General features: G+C 71.8%; 18 protein-coding genes. 7 read left to right on the plus strand and 11 right to left on the minus strand.

What is annotated here, in order from left to right:
* The first annotated feature begins 65 nt into the window (after positions 1-65).
* Entirely contained in the window at positions 66-308 is a 243-nt protein-coding gene (locus tag OHO83_RS30545) for a DUF2277 domain-containing protein (protein WP_330280027.1), read from the plus strand.
* 35 nt (positions 309-343) lie between these two features.
* Here the strand turns inward: OHO83_RS30545 and OHO83_RS30550 are convergent, their stop codons facing one another.
* From OHO83_RS30550 to OHO83_RS30570, 5 genes are all read right to left on the minus strand, one after another.
* Positions 344-970 carry a DedA family protein gene (locus tag OHO83_RS30550; RefSeq protein ID WP_266670096.1) on the minus strand — a complete coding sequence of 209 codons (627 nt, stop codon included), beginning with the start codon at positions 968-970 and terminating at the stop codon, positions 344-346.
* A 1,022-nt stretch (positions 971-1,992) separates the two neighbouring features.
* Positions 1,993-2,457, minus strand: a complete 465-nt coding sequence (locus OHO83_RS30555; protein ID WP_266670094.1) for a DoxX family protein — start codon at positions 2,455-2,457, stop codon at positions 1,993-1,995.
* Between the two features lie 58 nt (positions 2,458-2,515).
* Positions 2,516-4,477, minus strand: coding sequence for an FAD/NAD(P)-binding protein (locus tag OHO83_RS30560; protein WP_405638370.1), 1,962 nt, complete (start codon positions 4,475-4,477; stop codon positions 2,516-2,518).
* Between the two features lie 122 nt (positions 4,478-4,599).
* Positions 4,600-6,276 carry an alkaline phosphatase D family protein gene (locus tag OHO83_RS30565; protein WP_266670090.1) on the minus strand — a complete coding sequence of 559 codons (1,677 nt, stop codon included), beginning with the start codon at positions 6,274-6,276 and terminating at the stop codon, positions 4,600-4,602.
* A 96-nt stretch (positions 6,277-6,372) separates the two neighbouring features.
* Positions 6,373-7,020 (minus strand): HNH endonuclease family protein, encoded by a 648-nt coding sequence (locus OHO83_RS30570; RefSeq protein ID WP_266670088.1) that lies wholly within the window; start codon positions 7,018-7,020, stop codon positions 6,373-6,375.
* A gap of 473 nt (positions 7,021-7,493) precedes the next feature.
* Here OHO83_RS30570 and OHO83_RS30575 point away from each other — a divergent pair, with 473 nt between their 5' ends.
* From OHO83_RS30575 to OHO83_RS30585, 3 genes are all read left to right on the plus strand, one after another.
* Positions 7,494-8,072: a TMEM165/GDT1 family protein gene (locus OHO83_RS30575; RefSeq protein WP_266670086.1), complete on the plus strand. Its 579-nt coding sequence runs from the start codon at positions 7,494-7,496 to the stop codon at positions 8,070-8,072.
* Positions 8,073-8,206: 134 nt separating this feature from the next.
* Positions 8,207-8,878, plus strand: a complete 672-nt coding sequence (locus tag OHO83_RS30580) for an HAD-IA family hydrolase (RefSeq protein ID WP_266676315.1) — start codon at positions 8,207-8,209, stop codon at positions 8,876-8,878.
* An 852-nt stretch (positions 8,879-9,730) separates the two neighbouring features.
* Positions 9,731-11,701 (plus strand): MDR family MFS transporter, encoded by a 1,971-nt coding sequence (locus OHO83_RS30585; protein WP_266676313.1) that lies wholly within the window; start codon positions 9,731-9,733, stop codon positions 11,699-11,701.
* 6 nt (positions 11,702-11,707) lie between these two features.
* Here OHO83_RS30585 and OHO83_RS30590 read toward each other — a convergent pair whose 3' ends face one another.
* Positions 11,708-12,214, minus strand: coding sequence for a GNAT family N-acetyltransferase (locus OHO83_RS30590; protein ID WP_329435428.1), 507 nt, complete (start codon positions 12,212-12,214; stop codon positions 11,708-11,710).
* 86 nt (positions 12,215-12,300) lie between these two features.
* Between OHO83_RS30590 and OHO83_RS30595 the strand changes: the two genes are divergently transcribed.
* Positions 12,301-12,885, plus strand: coding sequence for a DinB family protein (locus OHO83_RS30595; RefSeq protein ID WP_405601336.1), 585 nt, complete (start codon positions 12,301-12,303; stop codon positions 12,883-12,885).
* 4 nt (positions 12,886-12,889) lie between these two features.
* Here the strand turns inward: OHO83_RS30595 and OHO83_RS30600 are convergent, their stop codons facing one another.
* Positions 12,890-13,204, minus strand: coding sequence for an antibiotic biosynthesis monooxygenase family protein (locus OHO83_RS30600; RefSeq protein ID WP_266670080.1), 315 nt, complete (start codon positions 13,202-13,204; stop codon positions 12,890-12,892).
* A 37-nt stretch (positions 13,205-13,241) separates the two neighbouring features.
* On the minus strand, positions 13,242-13,655 hold the full coding sequence (locus tag OHO83_RS30605; protein ID WP_266670078.1) for a J-domain-containing protein: 414 nt from the start codon (positions 13,653-13,655) through the stop codon (positions 13,242-13,244).
* Between the two features lie 107 nt (positions 13,656-13,762).
* On the opposite strand from OHO83_RS30605, the gene OHO83_RS30610 reads away from it, so the two are divergent.
* Positions 13,763-14,158 (plus strand): hypothetical protein, encoded by a 396-nt coding sequence (locus OHO83_RS30610; RefSeq protein ID WP_266670076.1) that lies wholly within the window; start codon positions 13,763-13,765, stop codon positions 14,156-14,158.
* A 92-nt stretch (positions 14,159-14,250) separates the two neighbouring features.
* On the opposite strand, the gene OHO83_RS30615 is transcribed toward OHO83_RS30610, so the two are convergent.
* From OHO83_RS30615 to proP, 3 genes are all read right to left on the minus strand, one after another.
* Positions 14,251-14,931, minus strand: coding sequence for an O-methyltransferase (locus tag OHO83_RS30615; RefSeq protein WP_266670074.1), 681 nt, complete (start codon positions 14,929-14,931; stop codon positions 14,251-14,253).
* A 41-nt stretch (positions 14,932-14,972) separates the two neighbouring features.
* Positions 14,973-16,106, minus strand: coding sequence for a DUF2330 domain-containing protein (locus OHO83_RS30620; RefSeq protein WP_330280028.1), 1,134 nt, complete (start codon positions 16,104-16,106; stop codon positions 14,973-14,975).
* Between the two features lie 85 nt (positions 16,107-16,191).
* Positions 16,192-17,607, minus strand: coding sequence for a glycine betaine/L-proline transporter ProP (proP, locus tag OHO83_RS30625; protein WP_266670070.1), 1,416 nt, complete (start codon positions 17,605-17,607; stop codon positions 16,192-16,194).
* Between the two features lie 369 nt (positions 17,608-17,976).
* Between proP and OHO83_RS30630 the strand changes: the two genes are divergently transcribed.
* The gene (locus OHO83_RS30630; RefSeq protein WP_389567523.1) at positions 17,977-20,025 is read left to right on the plus strand and encodes a bifunctional glycosyltransferase 87/phosphatase PAP2 family protein; all 2,049 of its coding nucleotides are present in this window, start codon (positions 17,977-17,979) and stop codon (positions 20,023-20,025) included.
* Positions 20,026-20,400: the final 375 nt, after the last annotated feature.

Below are 20,400 nucleotides of genomic sequence, written 5' to 3' on the forward strand. Positions count from 1 at the left end.
TGTTTCGAACGTACGTTCTTTCTGAAGGCGTGCGCGAGGGTGGCGGAGCGCGCGAGACTGGAGGCATGTGCCGCAGCATCAAGACCCTTCGCCCGCCCGTTCTCCCCGAAGAGGCCACCGAGGAGGAGATCCGGGCCGCAGCCCTGCAGTACGTGCGCAAGGTGTCCGGCTTCCGGGCGCCCGCCGCGCACAACAAGGAGGTGTTCGACCGGGCCGTGGACATCGTCGCCCAGGCGACCGCCGAGCTGCTCGAAGGGCTCGAAATCCGTGGCCAGGGACGCCAGTTGGCCCCGGAGTCCGCCGCCTAGGGGGCGAGTCGGGTCCCGGCGTGGGCCTGGGCGGGTCAGCTCACCCGTTCCGCTGCCGGTCGCCGCATGAGGAACGCGGCCCCCGAGCCCGCCGCGCACAGTGCGAGCAGTGACACCCCCGTGGCCAGCCAGCTCGCGCCGAGCCACTGGCCGCCGAAGTAGCCGAGGGCCACGCTGTAGCCCGCCCAGGCCACGCCCGCGAGGGCGGACCACGGCAGGAACTCGCGGACCCGGCGATGCGCCGTGCCCGCCGCGAACGAAACGATCGAGCGGCCCGCCGGGGCGAAGCGGGCGATGACCACGAGGATGCCGCCGCTGGAGCGCGCCAGCGCCCCGCCGAGACGTTCCTGCGCGCTGGTCAGGCGGCGGGAGCGGGCGATCGCGCGGTCGAGACGTTCGCCGCCGCGCCAGGCGATGCGGTACGCGACCAGGTCGCCCAGTACCGAGGCTGTGGCCGCCGAGAGGGTCAGCGCCAGGATGGACGGCACCTCGTGCGTCACCTGCCCGGCCGCCGCCCCCGTGCCGGCCGCCGCGGCGGTGGCCGCGGTGATGATCAGTACGCCGCTCGGCAGGACGGGCAGGAACACGTCGAGCAGTACGGAGAGGGCCACCACCGCGTAGATCCACGGACCGCCGGTCAGCGACCCCACACTCTCCAGCACCGCGACTCCCCGTGATCCGTGTTCGTGCATTCCCCGGTCGGCGACTGACGCCGCGGTGTCGCGGGGAGCGGCAGGGGCGGCTGATGACAGCTGTACAGCGTACGCCTCGGTTGTGGCTGGAGGGTCGCCAGGGGATCAGGTGTTCTCCAGGTCACGTTCACCCGGGTGCCGCGTCGCATGCGCGCTACGCCCAGGTGACCCCGTACGAACGGCGGGGCGGGAGAGCCGGCCCGGAGCGGGTGAGCGAAAGCTGGAGCAACGGACGATGGCGGCAGGAATCGTGGCGGGAGCCGTGGCGGCGACCGTGCTCGCGGCGGCGGCGGCGGGCGGCGGGGCAGCGGGCGGCGGGAGGGCCGGCGGCGCGGCGGTGGGTCTGCGTGGGCAGGGGGTGCGCGAGGCGCCGCGGTTCTCGCCTCGGAACGCCTTCGCGGTGTCGCCCGCGCTGACGTACGACATGAAGCTGGTGCCCGCCGGGGCGCGGATCGAGGTCGTTCGGCGAGGCGGGCGCGGTCGCGTGAGCGTGAGTGTGCGGGGCGAGGGGCCGGCCGCGGGGCGGGCGTGCGGCGCGCATGTGCAGCAGGGGGAGTGCGGCGGGATCCGGCCGTGGTGGGCGGGCACTTACCGGCGCCGCGAGGATCCGGTGCAGCCGTCGACGGGCCCGGCCCATGCGAACCCGGAGAACGAGGTCTGGCTCGGGTTCACCACGGACGCGCACGGTGCCGGGGCGGCGACCGCGCGGCAGAGCTGGGAGTTCAGGCCTGGCGAGGCGTGGTCCGTCGTGTTGCGCAGGAGGCCGGGCGGAGCGGGCGCCCGGGATCGCGTGCTTCACGGTGCCGTTCGAAGCGGCGGCGTTCGAACCGGCGGCATTCGGGCGGGTGTCGGTCGAGCCGATGCCGTTCGGGCGGGTGCCGGACGAGTCGATGGGGGTCAAGTCGCCGGTTCAACACGGGAGTTGAGCGGCGGGCGGGGTGGGGGTGCCGGCGCGCGGTGCGCACCGGTACCCCCGTCGAGCGGTCACGGCATCAGGCCGCGGCGGGCTCCCGCTCCCCGGCGGACGCCGAGGCGGCCGGGCGCCCCGTGCTCGCGCCGCGGGCGGTGAAGAGCCGGTCGAGGCCGAGCGCGCCGGAGCCGGTGAAGACCAGGAGCAGCATGGCCCAGCAGAACATCGCGGACGGTTCGCCGCCGTTCTGGAGCGGCCACAGGGCCTCCGGCTGGTGGACCTTGAAGTACGCGTAGGCCATCGAACCGGAGGCTATGAAGGCCGCGGCGCGGGTGCCGAGGCCGAGAGTGACGAGGGTGCCGCCGACGAGCTGGATGACGGCCGCGTACCAGCCGGGCCAGGTGCCGGTGGGGACGGTGCCGCCGCCCATCGCTCCGCCGAGGACGCCGAAGAGCGAGGCGGCGCCGTGGCAGGCGAAGAGCAGGCCCACGATGATGCGGAACAGGCCGAGGGCGTAGGGCTGGGCGCTGTTGAGACGTCCAGTCATGGGGGGACTCCTTGTGTCGGTTGGGGACGAACCGATGGAGGCCATAGGTTAGGGGACCCTAATCAACGCTTGCAAGTTCAACATTTGGCCAGGAATGCTGCTCCGTGCCGGGTTTCGCGCGCTCCCCGGAAGCCGTCCGCAGAGCCGCTCGCGCGACCGCGTCCGCGTCCGAGAGGGTCACCGAATCGACCCCCGGCCGGGCCCCCGCCGCGGTCACCCAGTGCACCCCCTCCGTGGGCACGCCGACCGCGAACCTCCGTGTGTGCGGCCTCCCTTGACGGTCGATCAGGCGGTACGGGCGCGGTGTCACGTCCACCCCGCCCGTCGCGTAACCGTCGAGCGTGTGCGGCCGGGCGTGGCCCGTCTTCAGGAGCCCGGCGAGCAGTTGGTCGCCGGTGCGCGCCACGTCCGTCTCCGGCAGTCGCGCCTCGACGAGTGTGGTGGCTCTCACGGATGATCCGGGCACATCGGGCGAGTGCGCGACGAACGCGCCGTCCTCGGCCCGCACCTCCAGGCGCGGCCCGACCACGGTCAGGACGCCGGACTCGATGAGCGCGGTCATCTCCTCGATGCGCCGCCGGGGCGGGCCGATCGACAGGAAGGCGTTGAGCGGGGTGTACCAGCGGTCGAGGTGGTCGCGGCGTGACGCACCGCCGATCCCGCCGTGGTCGACGGCCCGGCGCAGTTCGTTGCGCAGGTCGCGCAGTACGTCCAGGGCGGCCTTCACGGGACCGTCCGTGTTGCCGAGCGCGGCGTGCGCCACGTCCTCGCGCAGATGGGTCAGGAGCCAGGTACGCCACTCGGCGGGCGAGCCGAAGGTGAGCTCCGCGTGCGGCCGGGAGACCTGGTCCCAGGACCAGCGGAGAACCTCCGGAATCCCGAACTCGTACAGGACGTCGGCCTCTTCGGAGCTCTGGTGCGGCGCGGCGAGGAAGCCTTCGCGGAAACCGGTGTCCCCCGCTCCCGCGCGGCGCAGCAGGGTCTCGTAATAGACGGTCTCCACCTCCTTGGCGACGAGTGGCCAGATCTCGCCCAGGAAGTCCGGAGCGTCCCCGGAGTCCGCGCGCTTGCGGAAGCGGGCGATGACCTCGGGGGTGAGGACGGCGGGTTCGTGGCGCCCGTACGGGCCCTTGGCGTTGTCGCCGCGCGCCTGGTACGGGATCCCGCGGCGCGAACCGGCGTACAGGCGCGGCTCGCGGCCCGAGGGCTTGTACCGCAACTCCCCTGAGGAGGTGCGGCGGTAGCGTCCGCCGCGGCCCTCGGTGAGCAGCGCCATGTGGTCGAAGAAGTTGAGGCCGAGGCCCCTCAGCAGGACGGGTTCGCCCGGGGAGATGGGGGAGAGGTCCAGGTCGGCCGGGTTCGCGGGCTGGATGTGGCGCAGGCCGTGCTGCCGCGCGTACTCGGTGAGGCGCGTCTGGGCGGGGCTCGGGGCGGTGGGCAGATGTCCCTGGGCGAGGACGACGGCGGACAGGCCGGTCAGTTCGCGCCCGTTGTCGAGTACGAGGGTCTGGCGGCCGTCGTCCGCGTCGTCGAGGCGCACGGCGCGCGCGCGATGGACCTCGACGCGTACGGCGTCGGGTGCGCAGCCCACGGTTTTGGCGAACACCCACTCCAGGTACCGGCCGTAGAGGGCGCGGGTCGGGTAGTCGTCGGGGCCGAGGGGGAGGCCCTGGTGCTGGGCCCACTCGTGCAGGCTGGGCCCCCGGAGTATCGGGCCCGAACAGTCCACGCTGTCGTCGGTGAACAGCGTGACCTGTGAGGCGACGGTGTTCATCAGGAGTTCGGGAGCCTGCGAGGTCCGCCAGACGCTGCCGGCTCCCGGCGGGGCCGGATCGACGACGTGGACGGTGAGGCGGGCGCCGGGCGGCAGCAGCTCGACGGCGGAGGCACAGAGTCGTTCGAGGACGCTGGTGCCGCGCGGGCCCGCGCCGACTATCGCTGCGGCCGGCGCCGAGCACACTGCGGACAAAGAGGGACTCCAGGGGCATGTGGGGCTGCTGGGAGCGGAACGTCCGCTCATCATGCCGGGTCGCCCTGTCAGGGGAAGAGCGGAGTCCGGGTGTGCGCCGTATCTTCACCGGGTGGCCCCGTGGGCGACAGCCCTGGTCACGCACGGTCATTCACGTCATTCACTCAGTACGGTCATTCACTCAGTACGGCGTCCGTCGCCTCCCGCAGTCGAGACCTCCCGCCCGGCGCCGCCTGCGCCTGCTGGAGGCGGAGCCGGGCCGCGCGCCCGCGCAGGGTCAGTGTCATCAGCTGGTTGCCGAACCAGGGGCCGCCCGTCTTGCGCCAGGAGACCGGGGGAGCGGCGAGGCGGCCGTGTCGGGCGAGGCGACGTCCGAGGGCACGGCCGAAGCGGCTCCAGCCGAAGCGGAATCCGACCTTTATCGAGCCGGGGATCGAGTTGTGCACCGGTGAGCAGGTCAGCTGGAGGACGCGCGCGACCGGGGCCGCCGCGCCGTCGGGCCAGGCGGGTTCGGCCACGTACGCGTGGTGGACGTCGCCGGAGAGTACGCACACCGTCGCCGGTGCGCCCTCGCCGCCGCCCGCCTCGGCGATCAGCGCCGTCAGCGCGTCGAACGACGTGGGGAATGCGGCCCAGTGCTCCAAGTCGGCCCGCCTGCGCAGCTTTTCGCCGAGCCGGGCCCAGCGCGCACCGCGCTCACCCCGGCACAGGGCGGCGTTCCATCCCTCGGCGTCGTGCACGAGATGCGGCAGCAGCCAGGGCAGCGAGGTCCCGATGAGGAGGTGGTCGTACGCCCCTGAGGTGCCGCCCGGTGACGCCCCCGTCCCCTCCAGCGCCTGCTCCCGCAGCCACGCCGCCTCCGACGGGTCGAGCATCGACCGGTCCGTCTCGGCCAGGACGCGGGCGGCTCGCGTGTCGACCATCAGGAGCCGTACGCGGCCGAAGTCGCGCCGGTAGCTCCAGCGGACGGAGGTCGCGTCGGCGTCGGCGCGGGCGGCGAACTCCCTGAGCGCGTCCGTCCCGTCGGGGTCCGCGCACACCGTCGCGTACACGGGGTCGGCGGCCAGTTCGGCGGGCGCCAGATTGCCCAGGTGCTGATGAACCCAGTACGACATGAGGCCGCTGAGTATCCGCTCGTTCCACCAGTCGGTGGCCCGTATCTCCGCGAGCCAGGAGGCGCTGGTGTTCCAGTCGTCTATGACGTCGTGGTCGTCGAAGATCATGCAGCTGGGGACCGTGGACAGCAGCCAGCGCACTTCGGGGTCGAGCCAGGACTCGTAGTAGAGCCGGGTGTACTCCTCGTAGTCCGCGACCTGGTTGCCGGGGGCGTCGCGCAGGTCGCGGCGGGCGGCGAGATAGCGGCGGGTGGCCGGTGAGGTCTCGTCCGCGTAGACCTGGTCGCCGAGCAGGAGCAGGACGTCGGGGCGCTCGGCATCAGGTGCGGAGGCGAGCTCGCCGGCCAGCGTGTCCAGGGCGTCGGGGCCGACGGGATCGTGGCCGTCGGCGGGCCCCGCGGCCCACCGGCACGAGCCGAACGCGATACGGACGGGGCGGGCCGCGTCGTCGTACGCGGGCGTGCGGATCGTGCTCGGTGGAAAGGGCGAGTCGGCGAGCGGCCAGACCGGGGCGCCGTCGAGCAGCACCTCGTAGGCCGTGGCGCTGCCCGGCGTGAGGCCCGTCACCGGGACCAGCGCGTAGTGGTGGCCGCAGATCTGGAACGTGCGGGCACGGCCTGACGAGCCGTCCGCGCAGCGCACTTCGGCGGTGCACGGACGGCTCGCCTCGACCCAGACGGTCGCCGACGACTCGTCCACGTATCTCAGCAGCGGTCCAAGTCGCAGCCGTGCCACGTGATCAGCCTCCTCAGTCGCCCCGTACGGTACGGAACGACAGGGGTCGGCGGCGAGGTTCCTGCGGGACGGGATTCAGATCCGCGGCACGAGAGTTCAGCAGCCGCTGAGATACGACGTCAGGGCGCTCTTCTCGGCCGAGTCCACCGTGAGGTTGTAGTAGTGCTTCACCTGCACCCACATGCGGACATAGGTGCACTTGTACGCGGCGCGCGACGGCATCCACTTGGCCGGGTCCTGGTCGCCCTTGGACTGGTTGACGTTGTCCGTGACGGCGATGAGCTGGGGTCGCGTGAGGTCGTTGGCGAAGCCCTGTCGCTGTGCGGTCGTCCAGGCGTTGGCGCCGGACTTCCAGGCTTCGGAGAGCGGGACGATGTGGTCGATGTCGACGTCGGCCGCCGCGCTCCAGGTCGCGCCGTCGTACTCCGAGTACCAACTGCCGGACGTGGCCGCGCAGCTGGAGTCCTGCGAGACGTTCGTGCCGTCGCGCTTGAGCACGACCTCGCGGGTGTTGCAGGCGCCGGACTGGGTGATCCAGTGCGGGAAGAGGTCGCGGCTGTAGCCGTCGGAGGAGCCCTCGGCCTTGACCGTGAGCTCGGAGAGGTACGTGCGGGCGGTGGCCCCGCTGACCGGGGTGGGGGGAGCGGCCTGCGCGGCCGGGCCGTTCAGCAGGGTGAGGGCGGAGACGACGGCGGTGGCGGCGCCGAGTGCGGCGGCGCGTCGACGCGCGTAGAACATGCGCATGTGAACTCCCTTGAAGTGGGGGGAAGTTGGCCGAGCGGGCCCGGCCATGCTGGCGCCCCGGGGTTTCCGGGAGATGTGCGCCGAGTGACAGGGTCGCGTCAACGACGCGTACACATCAAGGGGGCGGACGTGACTTGTGGGGGAGCGGGCGGGACTTCGGGGTGCGGACCGGTGGTACCGGGGTGGCGCGTCCGGGCGTGACGCGGGTCATGCCGATTCGCTCAGCAGTTCGCGTACGATAGGCGGCGCAGAAGGGGAGTAGCTCTTCGCCGGACCGTCGACATACTGCTCAGCTCGTTCTGAGCCGGCGCCCGGAGGCAGGACCCGTACACCCGGTCCGGCCAGCGAGACCTTCGGCAAAGCAGTGATTCACCTGCGTGCACACCTGTGTGCGCACCTGAGCGCTGCCGTGCCGAGGTGTCGTACAGGACTTACGGAACTCTCGGCGGGGCAGCCCGACCGATTGAGGAATCTTGATCAGCATCAGCGTGATGGCGGTTGTCTTCGGCATCGTCTTCCTTGCCGAACTCCCCGACAAGACCGCACTCGCCGGACTCGTCCTCGGCACCCGCTACCGCGCCTCGTACGTCTTCGCCGGTGTCGCCGCCGCCTTCGCCGTCCATGTCGCGCTCGCCGTCGCGGCGGGCAGCATACTGACCCTGCTGCCGCAGCAGCTTGTGCACGCACTGACCGGTGTGCTGTTCCTCGGCGGCGCGGCCGTCCTCCTGCTGAAGAAGGACGAGGAGGAGGAAGAGGTCCGCAAGCCCAAGGACCAGAGCTTCTGGAAGGTCTCCGGCGCGGGCTTCATGCTCATCCTGGTCGCGGAGTTCGGCGATCTGACGCAGATCATGACCGCGAACCTCGCCGCCCGCTACGACGACCCGCTCTCCGTCGGCCTCGGCGCCGTCCTCGCCCTGTGGGCCGTCGGGGGCCTCGGCATCGTCGGCGGCAAGGCCCTGATGAAGCGGGTCCCGCTGGCGCTCATCACGAAGATCGCCGCGGTCCTGATGCTCGGCATGGGCGTCTGGAGCCTCTACGAAGCGGTGGCATAAGCCGTGAATCCGGCCCTGACCAGGGCCGCTGGCGTAGACGCCACCCCGTTTTGTACAGTTGAGGAACAAAGTGGCTCCCGCCCACTCACCCTGACCGGTGGGCGGGGTCACCTTGTTCCTACGCCTGGAGGACCCTGCCGATGACGGCCACCACTGTTCTGTCCGCCCGCGCCCTTCTGCTCGACATGGACGGCACGCTGGTCAACTCCGACGCGGTGGTCGAACGCTGCTGGCAGCGCTGGGCGGCCCTCCACGGGCTCGACGCCGTCGAGGTCATGAAGGTCGTCCACGGCCGCCAGGGCTACGCGTCCATGGCGCTCCTCCTGCCCGACCGCCCCATGGCCGAGAACCACGCCGAGAACGCGCGCATGCTCGCCGAGGAGACCGCCGACATCGACGGCGTCGTCCCCGTGCCGGGTGCCGCCGCGTTCATGGCCTCCCTGCGTGACGGCGGCCTCGCGCACGCCCTGGTGACCTCGGCCGACGTGGCCCTGTCCACCCGCCGCATGGCCGCCGCCGGCCTCACCCAGCCGGACCTGCGCATCACCGCCGAGAGCGTCGGCGCCAGCAAGCCCGACCCCGAGGGGTTCCTCAAGGGTGCCGCCGAGCTCGGCATCGACCCCGCGGACTGCGTCGTCTTCGAGGACTCGGGGGCCGGGATCGCGGCCGGCCGCGCCGCCGGGATGCGCGTCGTCGGCGTCGGCCCCCGCGCGGGCGCGCACGGCCCCACGGTGGTCGTGGACGACCTGACGCAGGTACGGGTCGAGGCGGGCGCCGCCGGCGAGATCCTGCTGCACATCGGCTGACCCGCACCCCTCTACAGGCGAGTCCCGCACCCCTGAATCGGCGGGTCCCGCGGGCCTGTATCGCCGGGCTCGCGCCACGCCGTTCGCCGGGCCTGCGCCGCTTTGTTCGCCGGGCCTGCGCCACATCGTTCGCCGGGCTCGCGCCGCTTTGTTCGCCGGGCTCGCGCCACGCTGTTCGCCGGGCCTGCGCCGCTTTGTTCGCCGGGCTCGCGCCACGCTGTTCGCCGGGCCTGCGCCGCTTTGTTCGCCGGGCCTGCGCCACATCGTTCGCCGGGCTCACGCCGCATCGTTCGCCGGGCTCACGCCGCATCGTTCGCCGGGCTCGCGCCGCATCGTTCGCCGGGCTCGCGCCGCATCGTTCGCCGGGCTCGCGCCACACCGTCCGCTGGGCCTGCGCCGCATGGTTCGCCGAGCCTGCGCCGCATCGTTCGCCGGGCTCGCGCCACACCGTCCGCCGGGCCTGCGCCGCATGGTTCGCCGAGCCTGCGCCGCATCGTTCGCCGGGCTCGCGCCACACCGTCCGCCGGGCCTGCGCCGCATGGTTCGCCGAGCCTGCGCCGCATGGTTCACCGAGCCTGCGCCGCACCGTTCACCGGGCTCGCGCCGCACCCTCCCCTGGGTCCGTGCCGTCGTATCCCTCCTGAGTTCCCGGCCTCAACAGGCCAAACCGGGACGTACCTACCATTCTGGTAGACGGCAGAGCCCTCGCCGGCCGTGTCCGGCGTGGCGTCTCAGGAGGTGTCCATGACCCAGGACGCTAGCGGGGGCCTTCCCCGTACGGACCTGACGGCAGGCCCAGGCGTTGACCGGACCGGATCCACGATCGGCGGCGGCCACGCGCCCCGCAGTGTGATGGTCTCGATCGGTGCGCTGCTGCTCGGCATGCTCCTCGCGGCGCTCGACCAGACGATCGTCTCGACGGCGCTGCCGACCATCGTGAGCGACCTCGGCGGCCTTGAACACCTGTCCTGGGTCGTGACCGCGTACCTGCTGGCGTCGACGGCCGCCACGCCCCTGTGGGGCAAGCTCGGCGACCAGTACGGCCGCAAGAAGCTCTTCCAGATCGCCATCGTGATCTTCCTGGTCAGCTCGGCACTGTGCGGAATGGCGCAGAACATGCCGCAGCTGATCGGCTTCCGCGCACTCCAGGGAGTGGGCGGCGGCGGCCTGATGGTCCTGTCCATGGCCATCGTCGGCGACATCGTGCCGCCGCGTGACCGGGGCAGGTACCAGGGTCTGTTCGGCGCGGTCTTCGGCGCGACGAGCGTGCTGGGCCCGCTGCTCGGCGGGCTGTTCACCGAACACCTCAGCTGGCGCTGGGTCTTCTACGTCAACCTGCCGATCGGCGTCGTCGCGCTCGCCGTCATCGCGACCACGCTCCACATCCCCGTACGCTCCGCCAGGCACACGATCGACTACCTCGGCACGTTCCTGATCGCCTCCGTGGCGACCTGCCTGGTCCTCGTCGCCTCGCTCGGCGGGACGACCTGGGACTGGGGCTCGGCGCAGATCATCGGCCTCGCGGTACTCGGCGTCGTCCTCGCGGTCGTGTTCATCCAGGTGGAGCGGCGGGCCGCCGAGCCGGTCCTGCCGCTGAAGCTGTTCCGCATCCGTACGTTCACGCTCTCCGCGGTGATCAGCTTCGTCGTCGGCTTCGCCATGTTCGGCGCGATGACGTATCTGCCGACGTTCCTCCAGGTCGTCCAGGGCATCTCGCCGACGATGTCGGGCGTGCACATGCTGCCGATGGTCATCGGACTGCTGCTCTCCTCGACGGCGTCCGGCCAGATCGTCAGCCGCACAGGCCGCTGGAAGATCTTCCCCATCGTCGGCACCGGCGTCACCGCCATCGGCCTGCTCCTCCTGCACCAGCTCGACGAGAACAGCTCGACCGGCGAGATGAGCGCCTACTTCTTCGTCTTCGGCCTGGGCCTCGGACTCGTCATGCAGGTCCTCGTCCTGATCGTGCAGAACGCCGTCTCGTACGAGGACCTGGGCGTCGCCACCTCCGGTGCGACGTTCTTCCGCTCCATCGGCGCCTCCTTCGGCGTCGCGATCTTCGGCACGATCTTCGCGAGCCGCCTCGGCGACAAACTCACGGACGCCCTCGCCGGCCGCAGTCTGCCCCCGGGCGTCGATGTGAACGCGCTCCAGTCGGACCCGAGAGGCATCGGCGGACTGCCGCCCGCTGTACGCGGACCGGTCCTGCACGCCTTCGCGTCGTCCATCACGGACGTCTTCCTCTACGCAGCGCCGGTCGCCCTCGTCGCGTTCGTGATGGCCTGGTTCCTGCGCGAGGACAAGCTGCGCGGCTCGGTCACCGCGCCGGACGGGACGGAGACCCTGGCCAGTAACCCCGTACAGCGCTCGTCGCGCGACGAGGTGGCGCGGGCCCTGTCGGTGCTCGGCACCCGGGAGGGGCGCCGCGAGATCTACGAGAAGATCACCGAACGGGCCGGGTACGACCTGCTGCCCGCCTCGAGCTGGCTCCTGCTGCGCATCAAGCGCTACGGGTGGGCGGAGCCGTCGGCGCTCGCCGAACACAGTGCCGTACCGCTGCCCGTGATCATCGCGGCGGGCCGGCAGGTGGAGGGGCGGCGCCTCGCCACGCGCGTGGGGGTCGACCTCGTCCTCACCGACGAGGGCCGCGAGGTCGCCGCCCGGCTGTCCGCGTCCCGCGAGGAGTCGCTCGCCGAACTGCTGGGCGACTGGTGGGGCCCGGACCGGCCGACGGACCTGGCGAAACTCGTGGAGGAGCTCAACGCGGAGCTGTGCGGGTCCGACGCGGAGCGCCCGCACGACGGACTGGCGGCCGGCGCCTGACGCTGCTCACGCGTCCCGCGCGAGCTTCTTGGTGAACCAGTGCTCGGCGTACTCCTCGTCGTTGTGCGGCGCTGTCTCCTCGTAGCCGTGCCGCGCGTACAGCATGCGGGCCTCCACCAGGTCGCCCCGGGTGTCGAGGACGACCCGCTCGGCGCCGAGATCCCGCGCGGCGCCCTCCACCTGTGCGAGCAGTACGGAGCCGCCGCCCTTCCCGCGCATTTCGGGCCGTACGAAGACGCGCTTCAGCTCGCCGGTCGAGGCGTCGATCATCCGCACGCCCGCGGTCCCGGCGGGCTCGCCCCGGTACCGCGCGACCAGCAGCACCCCGCCCGGCGCCGCGAGATAGGCACCCGTGTCGGCGGCGACCTCGCGCTCCAGCTCGTCGGGGTCGGTGGTGCGCCCCTCGTGCAGCAGGTACCAGCGGTCGCTGACCTCCGTGTAGTACGCGCGCCACAGCTCCGCGGCGACGGCGGAGTCGAACGGCTCAGGGGTGACGGTCCACGGCGAAGTCATGGGGGCATTGTCGGCGAAGGGGCGGCGCCGGGCGCAAGTGATTTCACCCTGTACAGGCACCCGGGGTTCGGACATGCTCTCTGGCTGTGACTGACGTACCTGTGACCGACGTACCCGTGACACCCGACGGGGCCGGTGCCGGAACCAGCCCCGAGACCGGCGAGATCAAGGCGCTGCTCGACGCCCTGCGCGGCCAGCGCCGCCACATCCTGGGCATCATCGAAGGGCTCGGCCCCGACGTGCTGCGGCGGCCCGTGCTGCCGTCCGGCTGGACGTGTCTGGGGCTGGTCCAGCACCTGGCGCTGGACGTCGAACGCTTCTGGTTCCAGGCCGTTCTGACGGGTGATCAGACCGTCATCGGCAGCCTCGACACCATGGAGGACGCCTGGCGGGTCGACCCGGAGGTGCCGGCGGCCGAGGTCCTGGAGCGGTACCGCCGCGAGACCGACCGCGCGGACGGGATCATCACCGCCACGCCCGCGCACGCGCCCCTGGCCTGGTGGCCGCACCACCTCTTCGGGCCGCCGCACCTGCACAGCCACCGGGACGTCCTGCTGCACGTCATCACGGAGACCGCCTGCCACGCCGGACACCTGGACGCCGCCCGCGAACTCATCGACGGGCGGCGCTGGTTGGTGCTCACCGAGGACGGCGGGGCGGATCGGCCCTAGTCCACTACGACTTGGGCGAAGCCTGCTGCACGACCTCGAACGACCACACCGAGGACCCGCTGGCCGCGGGCTTCGGGCGGTCGGCGCCGCCCTGGTGGGCCTCCTTCATGGAGCCCTCCATCCACGCGGTGAACGACGCCTCGTCACGCCACCGCGTGTACACCAGGTAGTCGTCCGTGCCCTCGATCGGGCGCAGCAGCTCGAACCACTCGAAGCCGTCCGAGTTCTCCACCGCGCCCGCGCGTGAGGCGAAGCGCTTCTCCAGGACCTCGCGCTGTTCGGCCGGGACGGTCAGGACGTTGATCTTCACGATGCTCATGGCGCCCATCCTCGCTCACCACCGCGTGAGATCGGCGTCAGGCCCCCTGCGTCCCGCGTCGCTCGTGCCAGTCGCGGACGATCTCCTCGACGTCGTACGGCTTCAGGCCGAGGGGCGGGCCCGGCGGGGGTTTGAACATCATGTCGCGGATCTTGACGTTGATGTCGGTGACGATTTTGCGGACGATCCGTTCGGAAGGGGCCTGCGCCGCCTCGGCGAGCGCGTCCTCGGCCTCCTTGCGCAGGGCGAGTGACGGGGGCAGCACGGAGAAGCCCTCACGGGCCATCTTCTGCTTGATCCACCAGTTCTCGTCGTACGTCGTGTCGGCCGTGCTCGGCAGCGGCTTGCCGGCCCCGGCGAGGTGGGAGAAGTCTCCTGCGCGCTCCGCGTCGCGGATCTGCTTGTCGACCCATGACTCGAAGCTGACGTCGGGTGGCTTGCGTTCGGTCATGAGGCCATTGTCCCAGAGGGCATCCCGCACAGGGAGGGGACAACTTAGGATGCGGCGTCGGCGGACCCGGTGCAGAAGGGCCGTCAAAGACCGAAGGAGCTGTGCGGGTGCTGGAGCTGACCATGGCCTCCGTCGCGGGGGCGGACTCGGGTGCGACGGCGGGAATGCTGATGGCCGACGCGCCCAGTGAGCCGGGAGCCGTGCTGCGGGTGGGGCGCGACCGGAACGTGTGCCGGCTGGCGACGCCCGACGACTGGCTGTTCGTCTCGCGCGTCCATCTCGAATTCCGGTGCGGACAGGACGGCGCCTGGTCCGTCCTCTGGCTGCGCGGCTCGCACGACGAGCCCTCGTCCGAGGTGCGTCTCACGCTGACCGGCGGGGAGCCGCAGCCCCTTGTGTACGGAGGTGCTGCGGCTCTCGCGCCGGGCGCGTCCGGCGAGGTCGTGGTCCTGGACCGCAACGAGCCCCGCAGCGTGAACGTGGGCTTCTATCACGAGTTGTGACGATCCGTCGGGCGGCCTCCGGTAGGCAGCCCATGAGGCGGTCCGTCACACGGTCCGTCACACGGTCCGTCAGGCACCACCGGGAACCGGCGCTACGGGAGTACGCGGGCCAGCGCGAAGCCGTCGTGGCCCTTGGCGCCCACCGTCTGGAGCGCCGTCCCGTCCAGCTTCGGATGGTCGGCGATCATCTGGAGCGCGGCGCGGATGCCGCGGATGTCGGGGGCCGCGCCGGAGTCGTCCGTCACGCGGCCGCCGCGCACCACGTTGTCGACGATGATCACGCTGCCGGGGCGGGTCAGACGCAGCGCCCACTCGACGTAGTGCGGGTTGTTGGCCTTGTCGGCGTCGATGAAGACGAGGTCGAAGGGGTCGGGGTGGTCGGCCGCGACGCCGGGCAGCGAGTCGAGGGCGGGGCCGACCCGCACCTCGGCGATCTTGTCGAGGCCGGCGCGGGCGAGGTTGCCGCGGGCCACCTCGGCGTGCCGGGGGTCGTACTCGAGGGTGACGAGGACGCCGTCGGCGGGCAGGGCGCGGGCCAGCCAGATCGTGCTGTACCCGCCCAGCGTGCCGATCTCCAGGACGCGGCGGGCGCCCTGGACCCGCGCGATCAGGTGGAGGAACTTGCCCTGGTTCGGGGCGACGGCGATGTGCGGGAGGCCCGCCGCCTCGCTGTCCGCGAGGGCCGCGGTCAGGGCCTCGTCGCCGGGGGCGAGGAGGTCGTTCAGGTAGTCGTCGACGGCGGTCCACCGGTCTTCGGATGCGTGTTCAGCCATGGCCCCATCATGGGCTCGCGCGGTGGCGGCCCGGGTGGGATTCAGCCCAACGGTGGCGGGGCGTGCACGGGCGGCGGGGGCGCCACCGGCCGGCGGGAGTGCCGGCGGAACCGCAGGACGGCGGCCGCCGTCAGGAGCAGGGCCAGGGGCAGCGGAACGGTGAGCAGCCACACCGGGACATCCCCGGCGGCGAGGAGTTCGTCGTCCCACACCACGGTGCGGTGCGTGGCGTCGCTCGCGGTGCGCCGCAGTTCGTGGTCGTCGTAGATGCGCGACGGCTGCGGGAAATCCTGGGTGAGCGCGGTCAAGTACCGCTCGCCGCCCGCGAATTCGGGCAGCGGCCCGCCGGGCTTCGCCGGGATGCGGCCCGCGTACGTGACCTCCGGTGTGTCGCCGCCGATCGTGGAGCGCGGCTCCATGCGGTGGGCAGCGAGCACGTACAGGCGCAGATGCTGTTCGGTGCGGGCGAGCTTCGACAGCCGCATCGGGTAGACGAGGCGGTCGCTGGCGAAGGTGAGGTGGAGCGGGTCGAGGGCGCCGCCGAGCACGCTGTCGCCGTCGGCGGGCGCGAGGCGGATCGCCACGTACTCCCAGCCTCTGTCGACGTACGGGCGCAGCGCGGTGTCGAGGCGGCCGGGGAGCTGGAAGCCGTTCTCGTCGAGCCAGTCGGCGAGTGCGTCGGGGTCGGTCGCGGTGAGGCGGGCGACGTCGAACGGTCCGAGGTGCTCGCGGCCCAGCACACCGACCGGGCCGCCGGGCGCGGGGGCACCGGCCGAGGCGCCGTCGCCGTTCCCGCCGTCGAAGGGCCAGTCGCCGGCGCCGGGCCAGAAGTGGTGCCGGGTCCGCTCGACGGGCGCCGTCACCTCGCTCAGCCGCGAGAAGAGCCCCGGGTCGCCGAGCTCGACGGACGCGCGGTGCGGTACGGGCATGATCCAGGCGGCGTCGCGCACGTCGCCGCTCACCGACAGGCTCATCACGATCTGCTCGCTGCGCCCGTCCCAGCGCACCGCGGACGTCTCGTCGTACACGGTGAGGTCCGTGCCCGCGGGCGGCACCATCGCCCCGCATCCGCACGCGTACGCCGGTGAGGCGAGCGCGGCGATCTGGAACGCCATGAGGGCCAGGGCGGTCAGCAGCGCCCTGGCCCTCATGGTCAGTGGTTGTGCGGTTCTCATGCCGGCCCCCGATGTCGCGCCCTGTCTGTCCGTGCCGTGTACGGCGAAGGAGCAGACGAGGCGAGGGGAAGCGCGGTTCCTGGTGTTACGCGGCTGTTGCCGTCACGGGTCGCGGCAGGTCGCCGGGCTCGACAGCGGGCAGCGAGCCCGGCAGCGGGCGGCGCGCCGACTCGGTCATGAACCACACCGCGATACCGCCGATGACGGCCGCGGCCATCATGTAGTACGCGGGCATCATCATGTTCCCGGTCGCCCCGATGAGGGCGGTGACGACCAGCGGGGTCGTGCCGCCGAAGAGCGAGACGGAGATGTTGAAGCCGATCGACAGGGAGCCGTAGCGCACCCGGGTCGGGAAGAGCGCGGGCAGCGCGGACGGCATCGCCGAGGTGAAGCAGACCAGGAGCAGGCCGAGCGCGCCCATGCCGAGGGCGATCGCCCACAGGGAGCCGTCACGGATGAGGAGCAGGGCCGGGACGGACAGCGCGAGGAAGCCGACGCAGCCCGCGGCGATCACCGGGCGGCGGCCGACACGGTCGGAGAGCGCGCCCGCGAACGGCTGGACGATCATCATCAGCGCCATCACGCCGAGGACCACGAGGAGGCCGTGCGTCTCGTCGTAGTGGAGCTCACTGGTGAGGTAGCTCGGCATGTACGACAGCAGCATGTAGTCGGTGACGTTGAAGACGAGGACCAGGCCGACGCACAGGAGCAGCGCCTTCCACTGGCCGGCGATCATGTCGCGCACCTTCACCTTGGGCCGGGCCTTCTCCGACTCGTGCGCGTTCTTCAGCTCGGCCGCGAACGCCGGGGTCTCTTCGAGCCGCATCCGCAGATAGAGGCCGATGATGCCCATCGGGCCCGCGATCAGGAACGGGATGCGCCAGCCCCAGGAGAGCAGGTCGTCCGAGGAGAGCAGCGCCGTCATCAGGGTGACGAGGCCCGCGCCGCCGATGTATCCGGCGAGGGTGCCGAACTCCAGCCAGCTGCCGAAGAAGCCGCGCTTCTTGTCGGGCGCGTACTCGGCGATGAAGGTGGACGCGCCGCCGTACTCACCGCCGGTCGAGAAGCCCTGCACCAGACGGGCCAGGAGCAGCAGGATCGGCGCCCAGACGCCGATCGTCGCGTACGACGGGATCAGGCCGATCGCGAACGTGCCCGCCGCCATCATGATCATGGTGACGGCGAGGACCTTCTGCCGGCCGACGCGGTCGCCGAGCGGTCCGAAGACCATGCCGCCGATCGGACGGACGAGGAACGCCGCGGCGAAGGCGCCGAACGTCGACAGGAGCTGGGCGGTGGGGTTGCCCGAGGGGAAGAAGACCTTGCCGAGGGTGACGGCGATGTAGCTGTAGACACCGAAGTCGAACCACTCCATCGCATTGCCGAGCGCCGCCGCCTTCACCGCGCGCTTGACCAGCGCCGGGTCGGTGACGGTGACGTCGGGGGAGGCGCCCTTCGCGGAGGCGGTGGTCCTGGATGCGACGGTTAGAACACTCGACAAGGGACTGCTCGCCTGCTTTCGACGGGGACAGGGACACGTCCGCGTGGGGACGGACGAGGCCGCCCACGGCGGGGCGGCCAGAAATCGACCATAGGGGCATCCGTGATCATTACGGGTAGTCTGCACTTCGTTGCACAGCGTGAGAAAAGTGGGTCCGGCCAGGCACGACGCCCCGGTCCCGGCGCGGCGCAAACGGACAAATCTGTGAGCTATGTCGCGGCCCTCGACCGCAACCACGCGGACCCCGCATCATCGTCATCCGGTCAAATGCCGGTCGACAGGCAGGTGAAGCAGGGGTTGCCTGCGTCTCACCCCGGGGGTGGTGCGAGCCTCTTGGGACAGTACGTATGGCGGGAGGGCCGACGGCGCGTGGCGAACGTGGAGCATGGACCGGGCAAAGCCTTGGTGGCGGGGGCCGCGACAGCGCGGTTGGGTATGGTCCGGGCGGGCCTCTGGTTGATCGCCGCGGTGCTCGCGGTGCGGCAGGTCGTGGTCGTCCTGAGCACCCCGAGCGGTGAGCGGCTCACGGACCTGGAGACCTGGACCGGTCCTGAAGGTGTCCTCCACGTGACGGGCTCCCTCTACGACGCCGACCGCTTCACCGGTACCCCGTTCGGGGGACTGGTGCTGAAGCCTCTGGCCCGGGGCGCCGAGCAGGCGCTCGGCTGGGCCTGGACCTTCGGCACGCTCGGCCTCGTCGTCGTCCTCGGTCTGGTCGCCGCCCGCGCCCTGCCCAAGCCCGTCACCCGGCGCACCTCGCTGCTCGCCGCCCCTGTCGCGGTCAGCCTCCTGATGCTGTCGCTGCCGGTGCGCAACACCCTCCATCTCGGCCAGACCAGCATCATCCCGGTCCTGCTCGTCCTGCTCGGCTGCTTCGCCGCCCGCGGCGAGAACAGCTCGGGACTGCTCATCGGCGTCGGCGCCGCCCTCCAGCCGACCGTCCTCCTCTTCGCGCCGCTCCTGTGGTTCACCGGGCGGCGTCGCGCCGCCGTGTCCTCGGGCGTCACGTTCGCGGCGTGCACGCTCCTCGCGTGGGCCGTGATGCCGCGCGACTCGTGGACGTACTGGGTGCACCACGTCGCGGGGGCGGGACTCGGCTCCAGCCCCGACGGGCTCGCCAACCAGTCGCTGCACGGCGCGCTCCTGCGCTTCGGCCTACAGGGCCCTCTCGAGATCGGGCTCTTCCTCGTCCTGGGCTCCGCCGTCGCGGTGCTCGGACTGCGGCGCGCGGTGCGCTACGCGCAGGACGGGCAGCTCCTTCTCGCCGTCGCCCTCACCGGCTGCGTCGCCGTCGCCGTCTCGCCGACGACCTGGCAGCACCAGCTCCTGTGGGTGCTGCTCGCCGTGGTCGGCCGCGTCGGAAGGAAGGCCTCCGACCGGTACGTGTGGCCGGTCGCGGTCATCCTCGTGATGACGCTCCCCGCGAGGATGCTGCTGCCGGGCACGGCGCTCGCGGATCCGCTGCGCGACAACGTTGTGCTGATCGCCGCGGTCGCCGCGGCCACGCTCGTCCCGTTCCTGTCCCGCACCGCGCCCGAGTACCGGGCGCCCGTTCCCACCGAGTACGCGAAGCCCGTCCCGGCGCGCTGGTCGCGGGTCCCGCTCCTGCCGTTCTGGCGCCGGGTCCTGACCCGCCCGAACCTGCTGCTCGAAATGCTTCTGATCCGCGTCGGCTACTACGCGTACCAGCAGGTCAGGCTCGCCGCGACGGGCGGCACGAACACCGGGGGCCGGGCCACCGCCGAGGCGCACGGCACGCAGGTCCACTCCCTGGAGAAGTTCCTCCACATCGACATCGAGCACTGGGTCAATCACGCGGTGGCGCAGATCCCGTGGCTCAAGTCGTTCTTCAACTTCTACTACGAGTCGTTCCACTTCATCGTGCCGCTGAGCGTCCTCGCCATCCTCTACGTCCGCAGGCCCGCCCAGTACCGCTGGGCCCGCTCGGCGCTCGGCTTCGCCACGGTGCTCGCCCTGATCGGCTTCTGGTTCTACCCGCTGGCGCCGCCCCGGCTGATGCCCTCGCTCGGCTTCATCGACACACTGCACGGCGTCCAGGACTTCTCCAAGCCGGACTACGGCACCCTGACCGCGCTCACCAACCAGTACGCGGCCATGCCCTCGCTGCACTTCGGCTGGTCCCTGTGGTGCGGGCTCGTCATCGCGATTCTCGCCCCGAAGTGGTGGATGAAGGCGATCGCGCTGCTGCATCCCCTGTTCACCATCTCCGCGATCATCGCGACCGGTAACCACTGGGTGCTCGACGCCGTGGGTGGCGCGACGGTCGTCGGTGCGGGCTTCGGGCTCACCTACCTGCTGAGCGGCCCGCGCGCCCGCCTCACCGGCGCGACCGTTCCCCGGCAGCCGAAGGACGGGCCCGATCACGCCAGGCTGCCGGCCGGACACAACCGGTCCTGAGCGCGGCTCAGGCGTCTTCCGACTGGTGCCGGTGGCCCTGAAGATGCCGGACCCGTAGCGCCGCCGCCGTGGCGAAGATCAGGGTGGGGGAGGTTGTGCCGGCGGTCGCGCGCTCGGTATGCCGTCACGCGATGCGGACGCTGATGCGGTACGCGCCGTGCGGGGAGTCGAGGCGGAGGCCCGCTCACACCTCGAACCGCCCGAGTCTTCGGCACGGCGTTCGCGGGCCGAGGGCGGTCGGCTCGGCGCCACCCGGTTCACGAAGGCGGAGAGGCTCTGCTCGACGCCGAGCCGGACGGCCGCGTTGGGGGGCCGTCGAGCAGCCGGGTGAACTCCGGGGAGGGCCCGATCCGACCCCCTTCCGGGTGTGCGGAT

Source organism: Streptomyces sp. NBC_00569, assembly GCF_036345255.1.
Taxonomy (GTDB): Bacteria; Actinomycetota; Actinomycetes; order Streptomycetales; family Streptomycetaceae; genus Streptomyces.